Here is a 15,337-nt window from a genome sequence, read left to right as displayed (position 1 = left end):
TGTCAAAGGTGAATAGCTTTGGATTGCTGCATCAGGCTGTAGCACAAATATCACATAACATCGGTTTGGCAATACGTAAATAGTCGTCTGTGTTCAGGATGATGGAGGTATCCAGGCGACCTGCATTGAAGGCAATTTCTGTATAACGTGCGACTAGCGATGGGTCCATTACCAGTTGTATATCGTCAGAGAATACAAAAGGCGGTATCGCACCTATCACGCAGCCAGTTTTTTCCATCGCCATTTCCGGGGCCGCAAAGCTGGTCTTTTTTACCTGTACGGCTGTGGCCAGCTTCTTGAAGTCTATTTTCTGGTCGCCGGGCAAGATCGCCAATATCAGATTGGCTGCTTGATCCTTGCTCTGGCATAGCATGGCTTTTGCGCCCTGACCAACTTCAGTACCACGGATGGCGGCCACTTTTTCAGACTGACCTTCGGCCGGGTGTTCCACCACGCGGAAACGGGCGTTATGGGTTTGTAACAAGGCTTTCAATTGCTCGAACATGTTGGTCCCTGAGGTAACTGATTGTTAAAAACTGCTTGTACATGTCAGCTCGCGACATTGCTACGCTTTGCACTAATTTGCACCAATGATGTTGAATATGATAGCCAGATTCAGGCAAGATGCGTGCTGTATCTCACAGCGTAGTATGAAAATACGCTTCCCGGGATGAAATGCGTTCTACAGACTGAGCTTAGACGGTAAAATGCATTTTTCTCGCAACATGGATGTGATTACGATGTCACCCCTATGCCTGAACAGACAAATCCCGATGGCCTCCGGCATGTAGCATTATCCTGGAATTTTAAAAAGTAAATATGCTTTTTAACTCTTACGAATTCATTTTCGTGTATTTACCCTGTGTCCTGGGTATGTTTTTTCTTACGGCCAAAAAATCTCATTCACTGGCGATTTTTTGCCTGGCCATTGCTTCCCTGGTGTTTTATGGCTGGCTGACGCCGCAACTGGTGTTGTTGTTACTGGCTTCGATTATCCTGAATTATGGATTCGCCCGTTCCCTGATGCAGGCAAAAAATCAGCAGACGGCCAGGTATCTGCTGATATTGGCGATCGGCCTCAACCTGGCGAACATTGGTGTCTTTAAATATGCAAAATTCTTTTTGCAGACAATGAATGCGTTACCAGGCATGCATCTGCCCGTGCCTGATATCGTGCTACCGCTGGGCATTTCATTTTTTACGTTTACCCAGATTGCTTTTCTGGTGGATGTCTACAGGGGCAAAGCACAAGAGGTTGATTTTATTCATTACCTGCTGTTTGTGACCTATTTCCCTCATCTCATTGCCGGCCCCATCATTCATCATGCACAGGTGATGCCGCAGTTGTTGAATCCAGACACGGGGCGCCTGAAGTTGAATAATGTGGCGCTTGGGCTCAGCATTTTTACTGTTGGCTTGGCAAAAAAAGTTTTACTGGCAGATAATTTTTCTGCTTATGCTGATGCAGTATTTCTGGCGGCAAAAAATGGTGAAATGCTGGCGTTGGAAACCAGTTGGGTCGGTGTTTTGTCTTATACCTTGCAATTATATTTTGATTTCTCTGGCTATTCAGATATGGCAGTCGGCTTGTCGTTGCTGTTTGGCGTGCGCCTGCCAGTGAATTTTGCTTCGCCCTACAAGGCAGCAAGCATCATTGATTTCTGGCGGCGCTGGCATATGACTCTGTCGCAATTCTTGCTGCAATACCTGTATATTCCATTGGGTGGTAACCGCAAGGGACCAGGTCGTCGCTATCTTAATTTGGGTATTACCATGTTGTTAGGAGGATTATGGCATGGCGCAAACTGGACATTTCTGGTGTGGGGGGGGCTGCACGGAATATTCCTTATGGTGAACCATCTTTGGCGCGAAGTGGTAACGAGGCATGCGGTATTTAAAATAGTATCGCCACTGACTTCGAATGCATTGAGTTGCATGCTGACCTTTGTCTGTGTGATGTTTGCCTGGATATTCTTCCGGGCAGAGAATGTATCAGCGGCGTTGGTCTTACTAAAAGGCTGTATGGGAGAGGGTAATTCTTTCATTTTTACACCCGTGATATCCATATTGTTTTGGGACATTCCATATTTTTCTTTTTTGACATTGGGTTGTTTTTTGATCTGGTGCCTTCCCAATACACAAGAAATTTTTTCTTATTGCGATCAGGTTGAATTACCTCGTAAAACCAAAAATGAAAAGAGATGGCATATTCGATGGATTCCTCATCCTCTTGTTGGACTGTTTCTCGGATGTGTCTTGTGTCTGTCCTTAAGTCATTTTTATAAAGTAAGCACTTTCCTGTATTACCAATTCTGATGACATCTGACTTCAAAACCAGACGATATTTACTGGCTTTTTTTGCACCAGTATTTTTATTTTCGTTTTTTCTTTTTTCTTTGTCTTGGTACTTTAAATTTCCTCTTGATGATATGGTCAGGGCTGGCTATTGGGTGCAAAGGGATTTTATCGAACACTCTGTACAGCCAGTAGTCTACCGAAGAGAAAACGGTAAGAATCTGGTTGCCCCGGCGATTCTGGTATTGGGAGATTCTTTTTCTGATGAGAATAACTGGCAATCTTTTTTGCCGGCTGATAAGCAGTTTAAGACATTGACTTTCCACTACAAAAATGTAGGTTGCGCCACGAACTGGATGCGCTGGAACTTGCAGCAAGAATCGCCCTCAGTTCGTACAGTTGTTGTTCAGGTGGTAGAACGCGATTTCGTTTGGCGCTTCCGTCAGAGTGCTTGTCGTGACGATATGCCAATACCCGTAGAGATATCATCTGACGTTATCACTCGTCGACACCCAGTTTTCAAATTGATCAAAGATCCGGAATATTTGCTGCGTTTAACCGAAAATTTCTGGGATGTTGAACAATTCCATGATCGTATTGTTGTAGGTGATGCTGTTAATGTTCCAATGAATACAGGGAAGTTATTTTCCAATAACAAGTCAGATCGCTTATTGTATTTCCGCATTGACGAGCGAAAGAGAGAATGGGAAAAAGCCGTGATCGCACGGTGCATTGCCAACTTGAAGTCGCTACAGGAAATGGCTGCGCAGCGCGGATGGAAATTCTTGTTGATTATTGTTCCGGATAAATCAACGGTATATAAACAATTTGTTCGCGATGCGGAAGACAGGATTAATTATCCAGATGTATTTTCTGAAATTGATGCCGCAGGAATAAACCAAGTCAAGCTTTTACCGTATTTTGAGCAGCAAGCAAGCCAGGTCGTTGATTTATATCGTCCAGGAGATACACATCTTAGTTTTAGCGGTTATCAGCTTATGGCAAAAAAAATCCAAGAAAAGCTTTAGTCGTTATTGGAATTTTGCACAACTGATCCTGGGTATCCATTTTTACCCAAAAAACTAAACCAATGCCTCAACAATAATCTCCCGCAATCTTTGTATTGCCGCGTCGGGCTCTGCTTCCATGCGATGCAAGCTCAGGCCCAGCATCGGTAAATCAGGTAATGCCGGGTTGTCGATAATGCGCAGATTGGCTGGCAGACCGATTTCTGTACGCACTGTGATTCCCAGGCCAGCAGCAACGGCGGACCAGATACCGCTGAGGCTGGGGCTGCTAAAGGCCAGACGCCAGGGGATATGGGCGCGATCCAGTGCTGCGGTAGCGCAGCTGCGCATCAGGCAGGGGGCTTCAAAGGCGACCAGGGGCAAAGGATCTTCAGGTGTATTTGTCGGTTGAAGAAGTGGATCTGCCGCGCCTATCCAGTGCATGGGATAGCTGCGCAAGTGCTCACTATGTGGAGTAGTCACACCGCCGTCCCAGGTCAGGGCCAGGTCCAACTGGCCGCTTGTCATCAGATCAAGCAGGCTGGTATTGCGGGCGATTTTGGCTTCTATCCTGATTTTGGGATGAGCGCGAGCGAAGCGGCCCAGCACATCAGTGAGTATGCGTTCACCAAAGTCTTCGGGCATGCCCAGCCTTATCCATCCTTCAAGGTCTACGCCACGCACGGCTGCCGCGGCTTCATCATTCAATTCCAGCAGACGGCGTCCATAGGCCAGCAGGGTTTCACCAGCTGCGGTGGGCAGCATGCCGCGCCCGGCTTTGCGCAAGATAGGGCTGCCAACTTGTTCTTCCAGTTTCTTGATCTGGGCGCTGACGGCAGATGTTGAGCGGCCCAGCCTGTCTGCGGCTTTGGCAAAGCTACCCAATTCGATGCCAGTCACGAAAGTACGCATGACGTCCAGGTCAAAGGTAATCTTGTTCATATAATAATCCTGTTTTTTTGAACTATTGATTTGAAATTATCTGATTTTCAGGATTAAGATAGTCCGGTATCGTGATGTTGTCAATCATTCTTCAGGAGCCCGGCATGCAAGCAGCAAGTACTATCGCCCGTGAATTAATGGGCGACATCGCTCCCAAACTCGCGGAGCTGACTGACCAGGTTCTGTTTGATGATGTCTGGCGCAGGCAGGGTTTGCCCAGCCGTGAACGTAGCCTGATTACCGTCGCCACATTGATTGCCTTAAACCGCAGCGAGCAATTACCCTTTCACCTTGGCCGCGCCATCGACAATGGCGTGACCCACGCAGAACTGGTGGAAGTAATCACTCACCTTGCATTTTATGCCGGCTGGCCCTGCGCAGCATCTGCCGTTACGGCGCTGCGCCAGTTGTCTCCTGCACAATCTGCCTTAGCTGTCTCATCCACCCCATCTTCCACCAAGGAGTAAATCATGCCCATGAGTCGCCTGTCTTTATTAAAGGGCAAATCGCCCGCTTATCTGCAAGCCTTGTCGGATGGCTTGCATCAAGCCCTGGTCGAGGCGTTTGAAGTGCCGCCCACGGACCGTTTTCAAATTATTCATCAGCATGAAGCGAATGAATTGATCTTTGACCGGCATTACCTGGGCGGCCCCAGGTCGGCTGATTTTGTGCTGATCCAGATCAATGTGGCGCGTGTGCGCAGTGAAGCCGTCAGACAGGCGTTTTACCAGCGACTGGTCGATTTGCTGGCGCAGTCACCTGGCTTGCAGCCGCAAGATGTCATGATCATCATCAGTACCAGCGCGGCAGAGGATTGGTCGTTCGGTGGCGGTGTGATGTACGACGGTGTACCCGCATTCTCATCCAGGACTTAAGGAACATGCACATGATTGCCATGCAATACAACTTTGTTCTGCCGGCTGACTACAACATGGACATTGTCCGCCAGCGTATTGCCAGCAAAGGACATATGCTGGACAACTTTCCTGGCCTGATTTTTAAAGCTTATCTGCACGCCAGAAAACTAGGCACGAACCCGCCATCAGCACAGAATGTGTATGCACCGTTTTATCTGTGGGATAGCAGTGAAGGCATGAACAATTTCCTCTGTGGTGATGGCTTTGCGGCAGTCTCGCAAGCCTTTGGCTGGCCTGCCGTCAAACACTGGCATGTATGGCATAGTCATGTAGATGACAAGGTCCGCAGTGCCAGGTTTGCGACACGCCAGGTCATACCCGTCGCAGCGTATAGCGCACTGGGTGCTCTGCGTGAAGCTGAAGTTGCCAGTGTCAAAACTGCCAGCCAGCAAGATGGTGCCTTGGCTGTGCTGACTGCATTTGATCCGGATGAATGGACACTGGTACGTTTTACTTTATGGTCTGATACCAGCGCCGCCCAGGCTACGGGTTTGCCCGCAGATGCACAATGCTATGACGTGGGGCATGTGTCGGCACCGGGGCGATAGCGGGATTGACGTGATGTGAGAAATTGCAAGGTAATTGAAACTTCAGCGCAATGTGAATGGCGTGGAGTCTCTTCACAGCGCGGTACATAGCCGGAGGCCGGGGTGTCGCTTATTTTTTCGGTTCACTTTCCAGCACGGATGTAGACCACATCAGGCGCACTTTCTTGCCTTCTGCATCCACGATGAATTGCACTTTGTCTACCCCGAAAAATCCTTTGGCTGGTGTATATTGATAACTGCCGCCGGCAAGCTGCTCCAGTTTGCCGTGCTCAGGTTTTTTTTCCACCAGTTTGACCTGGCAATCGGGGGCTTTCTTTTTATAGGCAGGTTCACGAAACCAGCCAGCAGAACGCAATTCGTCACAAGCCACTTTGGCCACATCCCAGGCGACAAATTTTTGCTTGGCGTCCACTGCAATAAAACCCCCTATGGTCAGGGTCTTGGCAACGTCTTTTTTTTCATTGGCCCTGGCAATGATGGCAGGTGGCGATGCATGGGCGCCTGCATCTTGCGGCATGTCGTAAAAAATCATCAATCTTCTTTCTGGTAACGGCAATCCCCGATAGGGAAAAAGTGTCGGCAAGTATCGCATATAAGTCTTGATGCGCATACTTTGCCAGAACGGCTGATTTGTCAAGGCGGCACTTGCGATGGCAGTGGATTTTTCCAGCCTGGTATAAGATAAGGGGTTTTCCGCAGAACATCTGTGCTGGCGTCAGAGTACCGGGCTAGCTCAGGCAAAACCTCATGAAAGATTGTTGGTATGTGTATCAATTTCACTCCCTCCACCAAAACAGGGCTCGGTTACTTTGACGTGAGCAGCAATCCGCTGGCCGAATGGGAAGGCGAGACCTGGCAGGATTATGACGCACCTTTCATCATGCACGATGCCAGGGGGCAGCGGCAGGCATTGCTGGGTCAGTACAGCATGATACCCAAATCAAAGATAGCGCCCGGCGTGAAACGTTTTTCCACCATGAATGCACGCGCAGAAACCCTGGGCGCTTTACGCAGTTATGCACCCTCATGGCAGACGGGTAAATTATGCCTGGTTCCCATGCAGCATTTCTTTGAACCCAACTACGAAAATGGTGTCGCCGAACGCTGGCGCATTGGTTTGAAAGATACAACAGATTTTGCTGTCGCCGGATTGTTCAAGGAATGGCCGGAAGCAGATGGCAGCGTCAGTTATTCTTTCACCCAGATCACCATCAATGCCGACGAGCATCCCTTGATGAGCCGCTTCCACAAACCAGGTGAAGAAAAGCGCTCCCTCGTCATCGTGCCACCGGAAGATTTTGACGAATGGTTGTCTTGCCGCGACCCCGAATTCGCCCGCGCTTTTCTGCGCCCTTATCCGGCTGAACACATGGTCACCGAAATAGCGCCGAAAGAAAAAGTGGTGAAAGCCGCCAAACCGAAAAAACCGACAATCATTTTGCCAACGACGATGGATTTGTTTGATTGAAAATGGCAGTAGATTGTGATGTGATATCCGTCAAAAATTACAGCGTCGCATCTGCAAAACTATGTGATTTATCAGGCTAGTTCCGCCGCCAATCCGACAAACGCAGCCACCAGCGGCGACACCTCATCCTTGCGTTGCGCCAGCAGCAGTGATGTGGTGGCACCGGCATCAGCGACGGGCCGGTAGCAGATGCCGTCGAAATGGATGGTGTAAAACGAGCCGGGCAGTATCGATATGCCACAACCCGCTGCAACCAGGCCGATGATGGTAGAGGCATCATTGGCTTCTTGCGTCACCCTGGGGGCAAAGCCCGCTGCATGGCACAGACGCAAAATATGCGGATAAATACCGGTGCCGGCGCTGGGTGGATACATGATGAAGGGCAGTTGTGCCAGGTCCTGCATAGGGACTTTTTTCTTTTTCGCCAGCGCATGCGTGGTTGGCAGCACTACCACCAGCGGGTCTTCACGCAAGGTCTTGAAACGCAGCGGTGAAGAAACGCCACGTGCCAGTTCACCGCCTTCGGGCGGACGTATGAAGCCAACATCCAGACTATGCTGGCTAAGTGCTTCCAGCTGTTTATTCGTTGCCATTTCACGCAAGGTCAACGTTACATCCGGATATTGCTGGCGGTAGCCATTGATAACCGCGGCAAACAAGGGTGTGAAAGGGGTGGAGAACGTAAAGCCTATGCGCAGTTCACCGGTCTCCCCGCGTTGGGCGCGGCGTGCTGTTTCGCTGGCCTGTTCGGACAAGGCCAGTATATGTCGGGCATCCTGTAAAAACAGTTTGCCGGCTTCTGTCAGGCGTACCCAGCGTTTGCTGCGTTCAAACAACTGCGCACCGACATCAGCTTCCAGCATCTGTATGGCATGGCTTAAGGGCGGCTGACCTATATGCAGGCGTTCCGCCGCACGGGTGAAGTGCAATTCTTCCGCGACAGCAATGAAATACCTGAGATGGCGCAGTTCCATATTGTTATCTAAAAAAAGTATTACTAAGTACTTTAATATATATTGGACGCTATAAAAGCGCAAATATAAGATGGCGACTCCTTGATAGTCCAGGTACAGCATCATGACGGTCGCAAGCAGCAATAGCCAACAGCAGGTCAGCGAGATTAGTGAGGTCGGTGAGGTCGGTGAGGTCGGTGAGGTCGGTGAGGTCGGTGAAATTAGGCAGGTCAATCGCATCGCTGCCGGTACACCCGCATTCAGTCGTATCAATCGTGCCATGGTGTTTGGCGGCTTTTCCACTTTTTCCTTGTTGTACAGCATACAACCACTGATGCCCTTGCTGGCTGTGCAATTCCATCTGACACCGGCTCAAAGTAGCTGGGTCCTGTCCATCTCCACCTTGTCGCTGGCTTTGTCCTTGCTGATCAGCAGTGCCATCAGTGAACGCATAGGCCGCAAGCCCATGATGGTGACCGCGCTCGCCCTGGCTGCGATCGCTACGCTCTTGTGCGCATTGACGGAAGATTTTTCGCAGTTGCTGGTCTTGCGCGGCTTGCTGGGTTTCGCCTTGGGCGGCATGCCTGCGGTAGCGGTGGCTTATCTGGGTGAGGAAATCGAAGCCACCTCCATGGGACTGGCCGTCGGTCTGTACATTGCCGGCAGTGCCATGGGCGGTATGGTGGGGCGCTTGTTGACGGCGGTACTCAGCGATTATTTTTCATGGCGCACCGCCATGGCAGCGATGGGTGTGGCTGGCATTTATGCCGCCTGGGAATTCTGGCGCAGTCTGCCGCTTGCGCGTAACTTCAAGCCAGCAAAAGATGTCTGGAGCACCATCAGCAAGGGCTTGCGTATGCATTTGTCCGATAGTGGTCTGTGCATGCTGTTTTGCCTGGCTTTCATGCTGACCGGTTGTTTTGTCAGTATGTACAACTATATTGGCTATCGTCTGCAAGGCGCTCCGTTTGGTTTTAGCCAGAGCACCGCTGGCGCCATTGCCCTGATGTATGTGTTGGGCATGGGTAGTTCGGTCTGGGTGGGGCGTCTGGTTGACCGCATAGGCCGCCGCAGCGTGTTGTGGCTGGTCTTGCTGGTGATGATGAGTGGCTTGCTGCTGACTTTGTCCAATTCATTATTCATCATGGTTCCGGGTGTTGCCTTGTTCACTTTCGGCTTCTTTGCCTCGCATTCCGTTGCCAGCAGCTGGGTTGCCCGCCGTGCCCAGGCTCACAAGGCAGTGGCGTCGGCGCTATACCTGTGTTTTTACTACCTGGGTTCCAGCCTGATAGGTTCATACACCGGCGTCGTTTGGGCATCACACGGCTGGCAAGGTGTCGTCATGTTGCTGGGTGCGCTGCTCAGCGTCGGGCTGATGATTACATTGCGCTTGCGCACGGTGCTGCCGGTGGCTACGGCGTAATCAGGGTTGTGCTCCTGGCTGCTGCATCAACCCCGGTCTGTCAATTTGCACCCATGCATGGCTGTTCATCACCGACCTGACGCCGGAACTGAAGAACATTCTCGTACCGACCACAGTCCTGTATGTGCTACCCAATGGCGTACCGCTGACTGAGGCGCAGATAGACCTGTTTTACAAAGGGGCTTATGCAGGCGTGAAAGATGTCACGCTCAAACGCATCCCGGCAAGTGCCCACTTCATCATGTGGGACCAGCCTGAGCAATTCCAGGCTGAAGTCAAAGTTTTTCTCAAATAAACCTGAGACCGCATGGCCAGTTTGTTATGCTGGCCAGCAAGGCAGGTCAGTCGCCAAGGGGGCACAATGTTTCCATGCGGCAGTGCAGCTTGTGTCGGCAAGTATTACTGTCTACACTGGATTCTCCACCTTTCCGGAGACATTCATGAAACAGTATTTAAAGTTTTTCCTGGCGTTACTGACCAGCCTGTTTGTTTCTGGCGCAATGGCGGCAGATAATCCATCTGATGCGACAGATATGGTCGAAAAAGGTCTGGCCTATATCAAGAAAAACGGTACCGAAGCCTTGATCAAGGAAATCAATAATAAAAATCCGGAATTTATCAAGGGTGATGTGTATCTGTATATGCGTTCGCTGGATGGCACCACGCTGGCGCATCCGGTCAATCCCAAGCTGGTAGGCAAAAACATGCTGGTGTTACCCGATGCTGACGGAAAAATGTTCCGCAAGGAAATCGTTGAAGGTGCAAAAACCAAAGGCAAGGGCTGGGTGGATTACCGCTACAACAATCCAGTCACCAAAGAACTGGAAAACAAATCAACCTATTACGTGCGCAGTGGTGATGTGATATTGGAAGCGGGTATCTACAAGGGTAAATAAGATTGCCGCGAATAAGCAAATGGCTACGCGGTATGCGTAGCCATTTCAAACCCATAAAATACATGTGAATACATGTGCTGGCCAGCGCTTATTCCAGATCCAGAAAACCGGCACGCTGTGCGGCAACATACCAGGGAATCGCTTCCTTGATGCCATCTGCAATTTTATACAGTGCCTGGTAGCCCAATAAGTTTTTGGCCTTGTCCACGCTGGCCTGGCTATGCCTGACATCTCCGGCGCGAAAATCACGGTAATGCGCTGCCTGCGTATAGGTGACGCCATTTTCATTCAGCGTATGTCTGATGGCGTCAAACAACTGGTTCAGCGTCGTCCGGTCACCCAGGGCGACATTGTAGACATCGCCGCGTGCGTCATCATTTGCCAGTGCAGCCAGCAGGTTGGCTTCAATCGCATTGCGTATGTAGCAAAAATCACGGCTGGTTTCACCGTCGCCGTTAATGAAAATTGCTTCCCCATTCATCATGGCAGCAACCCATTTGGGTATGACGGCAGCATAGGCTCCGTTGGGATTTTGCCGTTTGCCAAATACATTGAAATAACGCAGACCTGTGGCCTTGAATTGATAGGTCTTGTAAAACACATTTGCATACAGCTCATTCACCAGTTTGGTGACGGCATATGGTGACAGCGGGTTACCGATCTTATGTTCGAGCTTGGGCAGATCAGGGTGGTCGCCATAAGTAGAACTGCTGGCAGCGTAGGTAAAACTGGCCACCTGTGCATCCCTGGCTGCCACCAGCATATTGAGGAAACCATCAATATTGGTGGCATTGGTGGCGATGGGGTCGTTGATGCTGCGCGGGACAGAACCCAGTGCCGCCTGATGCAACACATAGTCAACACCGGCACAGGCTTGCTGGCAGTCCTGCAATTGACATATATCACCCTGGATGAAGTGGAAGTTATTCCACTGTTCTGTGCTGACCAGACTACGTACTTCATCCAGATTTCTCTGCAAGCCGGTGGCAAAATTATCCAGCCCGGTCACTTTTTGATTCAGCTTTAGCAGATGTTCAAGCAGATTGCTGCCGATAAAGCCGGCAACGCCGGTAATGAGCCAGTGTTTGGGCTGCTTCAGGAGTTGTGCTTCCAGTGTCTGTATGGTGCTCATAGGGCTTGCTTATAGTACTAATGCTGGCTTAAAGGCGTAAATCTGATGCGTCAACCGGAAACAGATATTTCAGGTCATACAGCACATGTCCGGGTTTGCCAAATTGACGTATTGCTTCTACACCAAGCTCACGGAATTGCTGATGCGCCACCGCGACGATGATGCCGTCATAGGCATGTGCCTTGGGTTGTGTCACCGGCGTCAGTTGATATTCTCTTTGTGCATCTTCAGCACTGATCCAGGGGTCATACACATCCACTTCGCAATGGTAATCCCGCAATTCAGTGACGATATCAATCACCCGGGTATTGCGCAGGTCCGGGCAGTTTTCCTTGAATGCTAGGCCCATCACCAGAATATTGGCACCATCCACCTGTATCCTGCGTTTGGTCATGGCCTTCACAAATTGCGAAGCCACATAGGCACCCATGCCGTCATTCAAGCGGCGTCCTGCCAGGATGATTTCCGGGTGATAACCTATGCTTTCGGCTTTATGGGTCAGGTAATACGGGTCTACACCTATGCAGTGGCCACCCACCAGGCCAGGGCGAAACGGCAAGAAATTCCACTTGCTGCCGGCTGCCTGCAACACCGCTTCGGTGTCGATCCCCATTTTGTTGAAGATCAGTGCCAGCTCATTGATCAACGCAATATTCAGGTCGCGCTGGGTGTTTTCTATGACTTTGGCTGCTTCCGCCACCTTGATCGATGGTGCCCTGTGGGTGCCCGCGATAATGATTTCAGAATACAGGGCATCCACCAGATCGGCGATTTCTGGCGTAGAACCCGAGACGACTTTCTTGATCGTCGTGACCCGGTGTTCCTTGTCGCCCGGGTTAATGCGTTCCGGGCTATAGCCACAGTAAAAATCCTGGTTGAATGACAGACCGGAAAAGCGCTCCAGCACCGGCACGCAATCTTCTTCAGTACAGCCGGGGTACACCGTTGATTCAAATATCACCAGGGCGCCGGCCGTCAGCGCCTTGCCCACCAGCTCACTCGCCATCAATAGTGGTGACAGGTCTGGCTGCTTGTGGATGTTGATCGGGGTTGGTACCGTGATGATGAAGCAATTGCAGTCTGCCAGCAGTGCGGCATCGGTCGTAAAGCTTAAATGATGGGCGGCTGTTAGCTCGGCCTCTTCCGTTTCCAGCGTATGGTCATAACCCGCCTGCAATTGTTGCACGCGTTTGTTACTGATATCAAAGCCCAGTACCGGGCGTTTCTTGCCAAATTCAACTGCTAATGGCAGGCCCACATAGCCCAATCCAATGACAGCAAGTTTTATGTCTGTTAATTTCATGAAAGGCATCTGGTTCTTGGCACTGTGCATGTTGTTTATTGCATTATGCGTGAAAGCAGACTTTTTGTGCGGTTTCATGCGCAAGTTGGCACTTTTGGCCTGGTCTGCACCGATTTTGATGCACTGCAAAGAAGAAGCATCAGTTGCTCAGTTCGATCTACCTGGCTCAAGCAAGTGATTGATTTGTTTAGCTAATATTCACAGTTTTTAGGAAGTGCAGATGTTTCTGCTGCTTTGTATCCATCCATTCAAAGAAATAGCGAAGCGGTGGCCCAAGAAAAAATGATCGCTTTACGCCGATTTCCAGACTTGCACCTTACAATGGCAGGCTATCGCAAACGGCCCTTTTCCCTTTATTGCCTTCTTGATACCGTATGAAGAAAATTTTCCCAGCAAAGCGACTATCCATCAAGTTAGCCATGTCCCTCTTTGTTGTGCTGGTGTGCGGTGTGCTGATCGGGAACAATGTCTGGCAAATGTGGAAAACATATGAGATGGCCTTGCGTGCAGGTGAAGTGGCAGCAGGCAATCTTGCCCATGCCATGTCCCAGCATTCCGGCGATACCTTAAAGGCAGTGAACGCCGCGCTGGTTTCTTTGGTGGACAGGCTGGAGCAGGATGAAGTACTGGCTGGCCATGCAGAGAAACTGGCTTTGTCCTTGAGCCGGCAGCGCGAAAGCCTGCCCCAGTTAAAACAACTGTCAGTCACCGATGCAACAGGCAAGGTACTGGTATCCACCGCTACAGAATTCGCCCAGATCAGCGAACTGGAAAGCGCCAATTTTATCTACCATCGTGACCATGCCAATGTCGAATGGTACATCGGTAAATCAGCACAGGTGCTGAATGACGGCAGTTGGGTATTCATGATGTCGCGTCGTTTCAATCATACCAACGGCGATTTTGCCGGCATCGTACTTGCCCACATCAACGTAGAATTTTTCCTGAAATACTTCAACAGCATTAACCTGGGCAAGAAAGGCTCCATCGCCATGCTGACGGAAGACGGCATCCTGGTCTTGCGTCGCCCCATGATGATTAGTGCCATAGGTAAAAATTACAGTAGCAATCCCATTTTCCGTCAGCAAATCTCTGGCCCAAGATCTGGCACTTTTTCTGTCACTTCCCGGCTCGACAAGGTGGAGCGTGTGGTTGGTTACAGCCGTCTTGACCAATTCCCCCTTATCGCTGTCGCCGCCCTGTCCAGGGATGAAATACTGGAAGGCTGGCGGTCCAGCGCCATCGTACAGGTCATCGGCAACGGGGTGCTGGTGATTATTCTGTTGATCTTTGGGCGTGTGATTGTTCGTCAGTTCAGCCGGCAAATACAGGCTGCCGCCAGTCTGTCGCAATTGTCTGCCATCATCGACAGTTCAGAAGATGCCATCATCGGTGAAACCCTGGCCGGGGTAATTACCAGCTGGAATGCCGGTGCAGAAAAACTGTTTGGTTACACCGCCAGCGAAACCATAGGCGCATCAACCAATATGCTGTACGCAGATGAACAGGCCGAACTTGCCAAGACTCGCCTGGCCAGTATTATCAGAGGTGAAAGCGTCAGCCACTTTGAATCCGCAGGGCGCCGCAAGGACGGTAGCAAAGTCCAGTTGTCGGTTGTGATGTCCCCCGTGCGCGATGGCGAACAACTGATTACCGGTGCATCCACCATTGCCCGTGATATCTCGGAACGCAAACAGGTCGACACGATCAAAGCTGCCTTTGTTTCCACCGTCAGCCATGAACTGCGCACCCCGATTACGTCGATCCGTGGTGCATTGGGCCTGCTGGAATCCGGCACTATCACAGAACTTTCACCCAAGGCCCTGCAACTGGTGCGCATCGCCCACAACAACAGCAAACGCCTGGTAAGCCTGGTCAACGATATTCTGGATATCGAAAAAATGGCCTCCGGGTACATGAAGTTTGAAATCCAGCGCGTAGACCTGGTTGCCCTGGCCATGCAGGCCATCGAAGCAAATGCCAGCTATGCCCAATCGCATCATTCTTATTTTGTGCTGGAACAGCATCCCAAGTTTGCCTGGGCCATGGGCGACCCCGACCGCATCATGCAGGTATTTGCCAATCTCTTGTCGAATGCCGCCAAGTATTCACCTGTCAACGAAAAAATCAGCATCCGTATTACCAGGGCGGACGAGCATTACCGCGTAGAAGTCGAAGATCACGGCGCGGGTATCCCGGAAATGTTTCGTTCCCGTATTTTTGGCAAATTTGCCCAGGCCGAAGAGCATGGCGAAAAAAACCTGGGTGGCGCAGGCCTGGGTTTGAACATCACCAAGAACCTGGTAGAGAAAATGGGTGGCGAAATCGGTTTCGAATCCGAACCTGGTGTCCGTACCGTGTTCTGGGTTACCTTGCCTGCCAGCGAGCGGCGGCGGGATGATGAGGTGTAAAGACGGCATCACACTATACAAACAAGATGATTTCAATCTATG

At 50.6% G+C, this 15,337-nt stretch carries 17 protein-coding genes; 11 read left to right on the top strand and 6 right to left on the bottom strand.

The genetic code is table 11. The annotated features are described in order from the left end of the window. Positions 1-31: 31 nt before the first annotated feature. Complete coding sequence (locus H8L32_RS21035; protein WP_186949228.1) at positions 32-505, bottom strand: YbaK/prolyl-tRNA synthetase associated domain-containing protein; 474 nt, start codon at positions 503-505, stop codon at positions 32-34. A gap of 434 nt (positions 506-939) precedes the next feature. On the opposite strand from H8L32_RS21035, the gene H8L32_RS21030 reads away from it, so the two are divergent. Further along, positions 940-2,316 carry an MBOAT family O-acyltransferase gene (locus H8L32_RS21030; protein WP_329605213.1) on the top strand — a complete coding sequence of 459 codons (1,377 nt, stop codon included), beginning with the start codon at positions 940-942 and terminating at the stop codon, positions 2,314-2,316. Continuing rightward, positions 2,316-3,323, top strand: a complete 1,008-nt coding sequence (locus H8L32_RS21025) for an alginate O-acetyltransferase AlgX-related protein (protein WP_186949226.1) — start codon at positions 2,316-2,318, stop codon at positions 3,321-3,323. Before H8L32_RS21030 ends, H8L32_RS21025 begins: the two co-directional genes overlap by 1 nt. A 54-nt stretch (positions 3,324-3,377) precedes the next feature. Here the strand turns inward: H8L32_RS21025 and H8L32_RS21020 are convergent, their stop codons facing one another. Next, positions 3,378-4,244 carry a LysR substrate-binding domain-containing protein gene (locus H8L32_RS21020; protein ID WP_186949225.1) on the bottom strand — a complete coding sequence of 289 codons (867 nt, stop codon included), beginning with the start codon at positions 4,242-4,244 and terminating at the stop codon, positions 3,378-3,380. A gap of 104 nt (positions 4,245-4,348) precedes the next feature. On the opposite strand from H8L32_RS21020, the gene H8L32_RS21015 reads away from it, so the two are divergent. Genes H8L32_RS21015 through H8L32_RS21005 form a run of 3 tightly spaced genes read left to right on the top strand, consistent with a single transcriptional unit; the run spans position 4,349 to position 5,709 of the window. Further along, the gene (locus H8L32_RS21015) at positions 4,349-4,711 is read left to right on the top strand and encodes a carboxymuconolactone decarboxylase family protein (RefSeq protein ID WP_186949224.1); all 363 of its coding nucleotides are present in this window, start codon (positions 4,349-4,351) and stop codon (positions 4,709-4,711) included. Positions 4,712-4,714: 3 nt separating this feature from the next. Continuing rightward, positions 4,715-5,119: a tautomerase family protein gene (locus tag H8L32_RS21010; protein WP_186949223.1), complete on the top strand. Its 405-nt coding sequence runs from the start codon at positions 4,715-4,717 to the stop codon at positions 5,117-5,119. 11 nt (positions 5,120-5,130) lie between these two features. Continuing rightward, positions 5,131-5,709 (top strand): DUF4865 family protein, encoded by a 579-nt coding sequence (locus H8L32_RS21005; RefSeq protein ID WP_186949222.1) that lies wholly within the window; start codon positions 5,131-5,133, stop codon positions 5,707-5,709. A 109-nt stretch (positions 5,710-5,818) separates the two neighbouring features. Here the strand turns inward: H8L32_RS21005 and H8L32_RS21000 are convergent, their stop codons facing one another. Then, a complete protein-coding gene (locus H8L32_RS21000; protein WP_186949221.1) occupies positions 5,819-6,241 on the bottom strand; it encodes an Ig-like domain-containing protein in 423 nt (140 codons plus the stop codon). A 231-nt stretch (positions 6,242-6,472) separates the two neighbouring features. Here H8L32_RS21000 and H8L32_RS20995 point away from each other — a divergent pair, with 231 nt between their 5' ends. Beyond that, positions 6,473-7,177: an SOS response-associated peptidase gene (locus H8L32_RS20995; protein ID WP_186949220.1), complete on the top strand. Its 705-nt coding sequence runs from the start codon at positions 6,473-6,475 to the stop codon at positions 7,175-7,177. Positions 7,178-7,248: 71 nt separating this feature from the next. Here the strand turns inward: H8L32_RS20995 and H8L32_RS20990 are convergent, their stop codons facing one another. Next, positions 7,249-8,151, bottom strand: coding sequence for a LysR substrate-binding domain-containing protein (locus H8L32_RS20990; RefSeq protein ID WP_186949219.1), 903 nt, complete (start codon positions 8,149-8,151; stop codon positions 7,249-7,251). A gap of 103 nt (positions 8,152-8,254) precedes the next feature. Between H8L32_RS20990 and H8L32_RS20985 the strand changes: the two genes are divergently transcribed. From H8L32_RS20985 to H8L32_RS20975, 3 genes are all read left to right on the top strand, one after another. Further along, a complete protein-coding gene (locus H8L32_RS20985; RefSeq protein ID WP_186949218.1) occupies positions 8,255-9,553 on the top strand; it encodes an MFS transporter in 1,299 nt (432 codons plus the stop codon). Between the two features lie 124 nt (positions 9,554-9,677). Continuing rightward, positions 9,678-9,848, top strand: coding sequence for an alpha/beta hydrolase (locus H8L32_RS20980; protein WP_186949217.1), 171 nt, complete (start codon positions 9,678-9,680; stop codon positions 9,846-9,848). A gap of 145 nt (positions 9,849-9,993) precedes the next feature. Then, on the top strand, positions 9,994-10,449 hold the full coding sequence (locus tag H8L32_RS20975; protein ID WP_186949216.1) for a cache domain-containing protein: 456 nt from the start codon (positions 9,994-9,996) through the stop codon (positions 10,447-10,449). Positions 10,450-10,537: 88 nt separating this feature from the next. On the opposite strand, the gene H8L32_RS20970 is transcribed toward H8L32_RS20975, so the two are convergent. Next, complete coding sequence (locus tag H8L32_RS20970; RefSeq protein ID WP_186949215.1) at positions 10,538-11,581, bottom strand: NAD-dependent epimerase/dehydratase family protein; 1,044 nt, start codon at positions 11,579-11,581, stop codon at positions 10,538-10,540. 28 nt (positions 11,582-11,609) lie between these two features. After that, the gene (gene tviB, locus H8L32_RS20965; protein WP_186949214.1) at positions 11,610-12,884 is read right to left on the bottom strand and encodes a Vi polysaccharide biosynthesis UDP-N-acetylglucosamine C-6 dehydrogenase TviB; all 1,275 of its coding nucleotides are present in this window, start codon (positions 12,882-12,884) and stop codon (positions 11,610-11,612) included. Between tviB and H8L32_RS20960 the strand changes: the two genes are divergently transcribed. After that, a complete protein-coding gene (locus tag H8L32_RS20960; RefSeq protein ID WP_186949213.1) occupies positions 12,883-13,062 on the top strand; it encodes a hypothetical protein in 180 nt (59 codons plus the stop codon). The two genes, tviB and H8L32_RS20960, sit on opposite strands and share 2 nt — an antisense overlap. A gap of 241 nt (positions 13,063-13,303) precedes the next feature. Beyond that, positions 13,304-15,295, top strand: coding sequence for an ATP-binding protein (locus H8L32_RS20955; RefSeq protein WP_186949212.1), 1,992 nt, complete (start codon positions 13,304-13,306; stop codon positions 15,293-15,295). Positions 15,296-15,337 lie beyond the last annotated feature (42 nt).

The organism is Undibacterium hunanense (genome assembly GCF_014284335.1).
GTDB classification, from domain to species: Bacteria; Pseudomonadota; Gammaproteobacteria; order Burkholderiales; family Burkholderiaceae_D; genus Undibacterium; species Undibacterium hunanense.
This window is presented reverse-complemented; position numbering and strand designations above follow the sequence as displayed.

What these genes read in the sequence shown, in the direction of transcription:
- H8L32_RS21035 (WP_186949228.1), bottom strand. Translation starts at nt 505, where the DNA reads ATGTTCGAGCAATTGAAAGCCTTGTTACAAACCCATAACGCCCGTTTC.
- H8L32_RS21025 (WP_186949226.1), top strand. Translation starts at nt 2,316, where the DNA reads ATGACATCTGACTTCAAAACCAGACGATATTTACTGGCTTTTTTTGCA.
- H8L32_RS21020 (WP_186949225.1), bottom strand. Translation starts at nt 4,244, where the DNA reads ATGAACAAGATTACCTTTGACCTGGACGTCATGCGTACTTTCGTGACT.
- H8L32_RS21015 (WP_186949224.1), top strand. Translation starts at nt 4,349, where the DNA reads ATGCAAGCAGCAAGTACTATCGCCCGTGAATTAATGGGCGACATCGCT.
- H8L32_RS21010 (WP_186949223.1), top strand. Translation starts at nt 4,715, where the DNA reads ATGCCCATGAGTCGCCTGTCTTTATTAAAGGGCAAATCGCCCGCTTAT.
- H8L32_RS21005 (WP_186949222.1), top strand. Translation starts at nt 5,131, where the DNA reads ATGATTGCCATGCAATACAACTTTGTTCTGCCGGCTGACTACAACATG.
- H8L32_RS21000 (WP_186949221.1), bottom strand. Translation starts at nt 6,241, where the DNA reads ATGATTTTTTACGACATGCCGCAAGATGCAGGCGCCCATGCATCGCCA.
- H8L32_RS20995 (WP_186949220.1), top strand. Translation starts at nt 6,473, where the DNA reads ATGTGTATCAATTTCACTCCCTCCACCAAAACAGGGCTCGGTTACTTT.
- H8L32_RS20990 (WP_186949219.1), bottom strand. Translation starts at nt 8,151, where the DNA reads ATGGAACTGCGCCATCTCAGGTATTTCATTGCTGTCGCGGAAGAATTG.
- H8L32_RS20985 (WP_186949218.1), top strand. Translation starts at nt 8,255, where the DNA reads ATGACGGTCGCAAGCAGCAATAGCCAACAGCAGGTCAGCGAGATTAGT.
- H8L32_RS20975 (WP_186949216.1), top strand. Translation starts at nt 9,994, where the DNA reads ATGAAACAGTATTTAAAGTTTTTCCTGGCGTTACTGACCAGCCTGTTT.
- H8L32_RS20970 (WP_186949215.1), bottom strand. Translation starts at nt 11,581, where the DNA reads ATGAGCACCATACAGACACTGGAAGCACAACTCCTGAAGCAGCCCAAA.
- H8L32_RS20960 (WP_186949213.1), top strand. Translation starts at nt 12,883, where the DNA reads ATGAAAGGCATCTGGTTCTTGGCACTGTGCATGTTGTTTATTGCATTA.
- tviB (WP_186949214.1), bottom strand. Translation starts at nt 12,884, where the DNA reads ATGAAATTAACAGACATAAAACTTGCTGTCATTGGATTGGGCTATGTG.
- H8L32_RS20955 (WP_186949212.1), top strand. Translation starts at nt 13,304, where the DNA reads ATGTCCCTCTTTGTTGTGCTGGTGTGCGGTGTGCTGATCGGGAACAAT.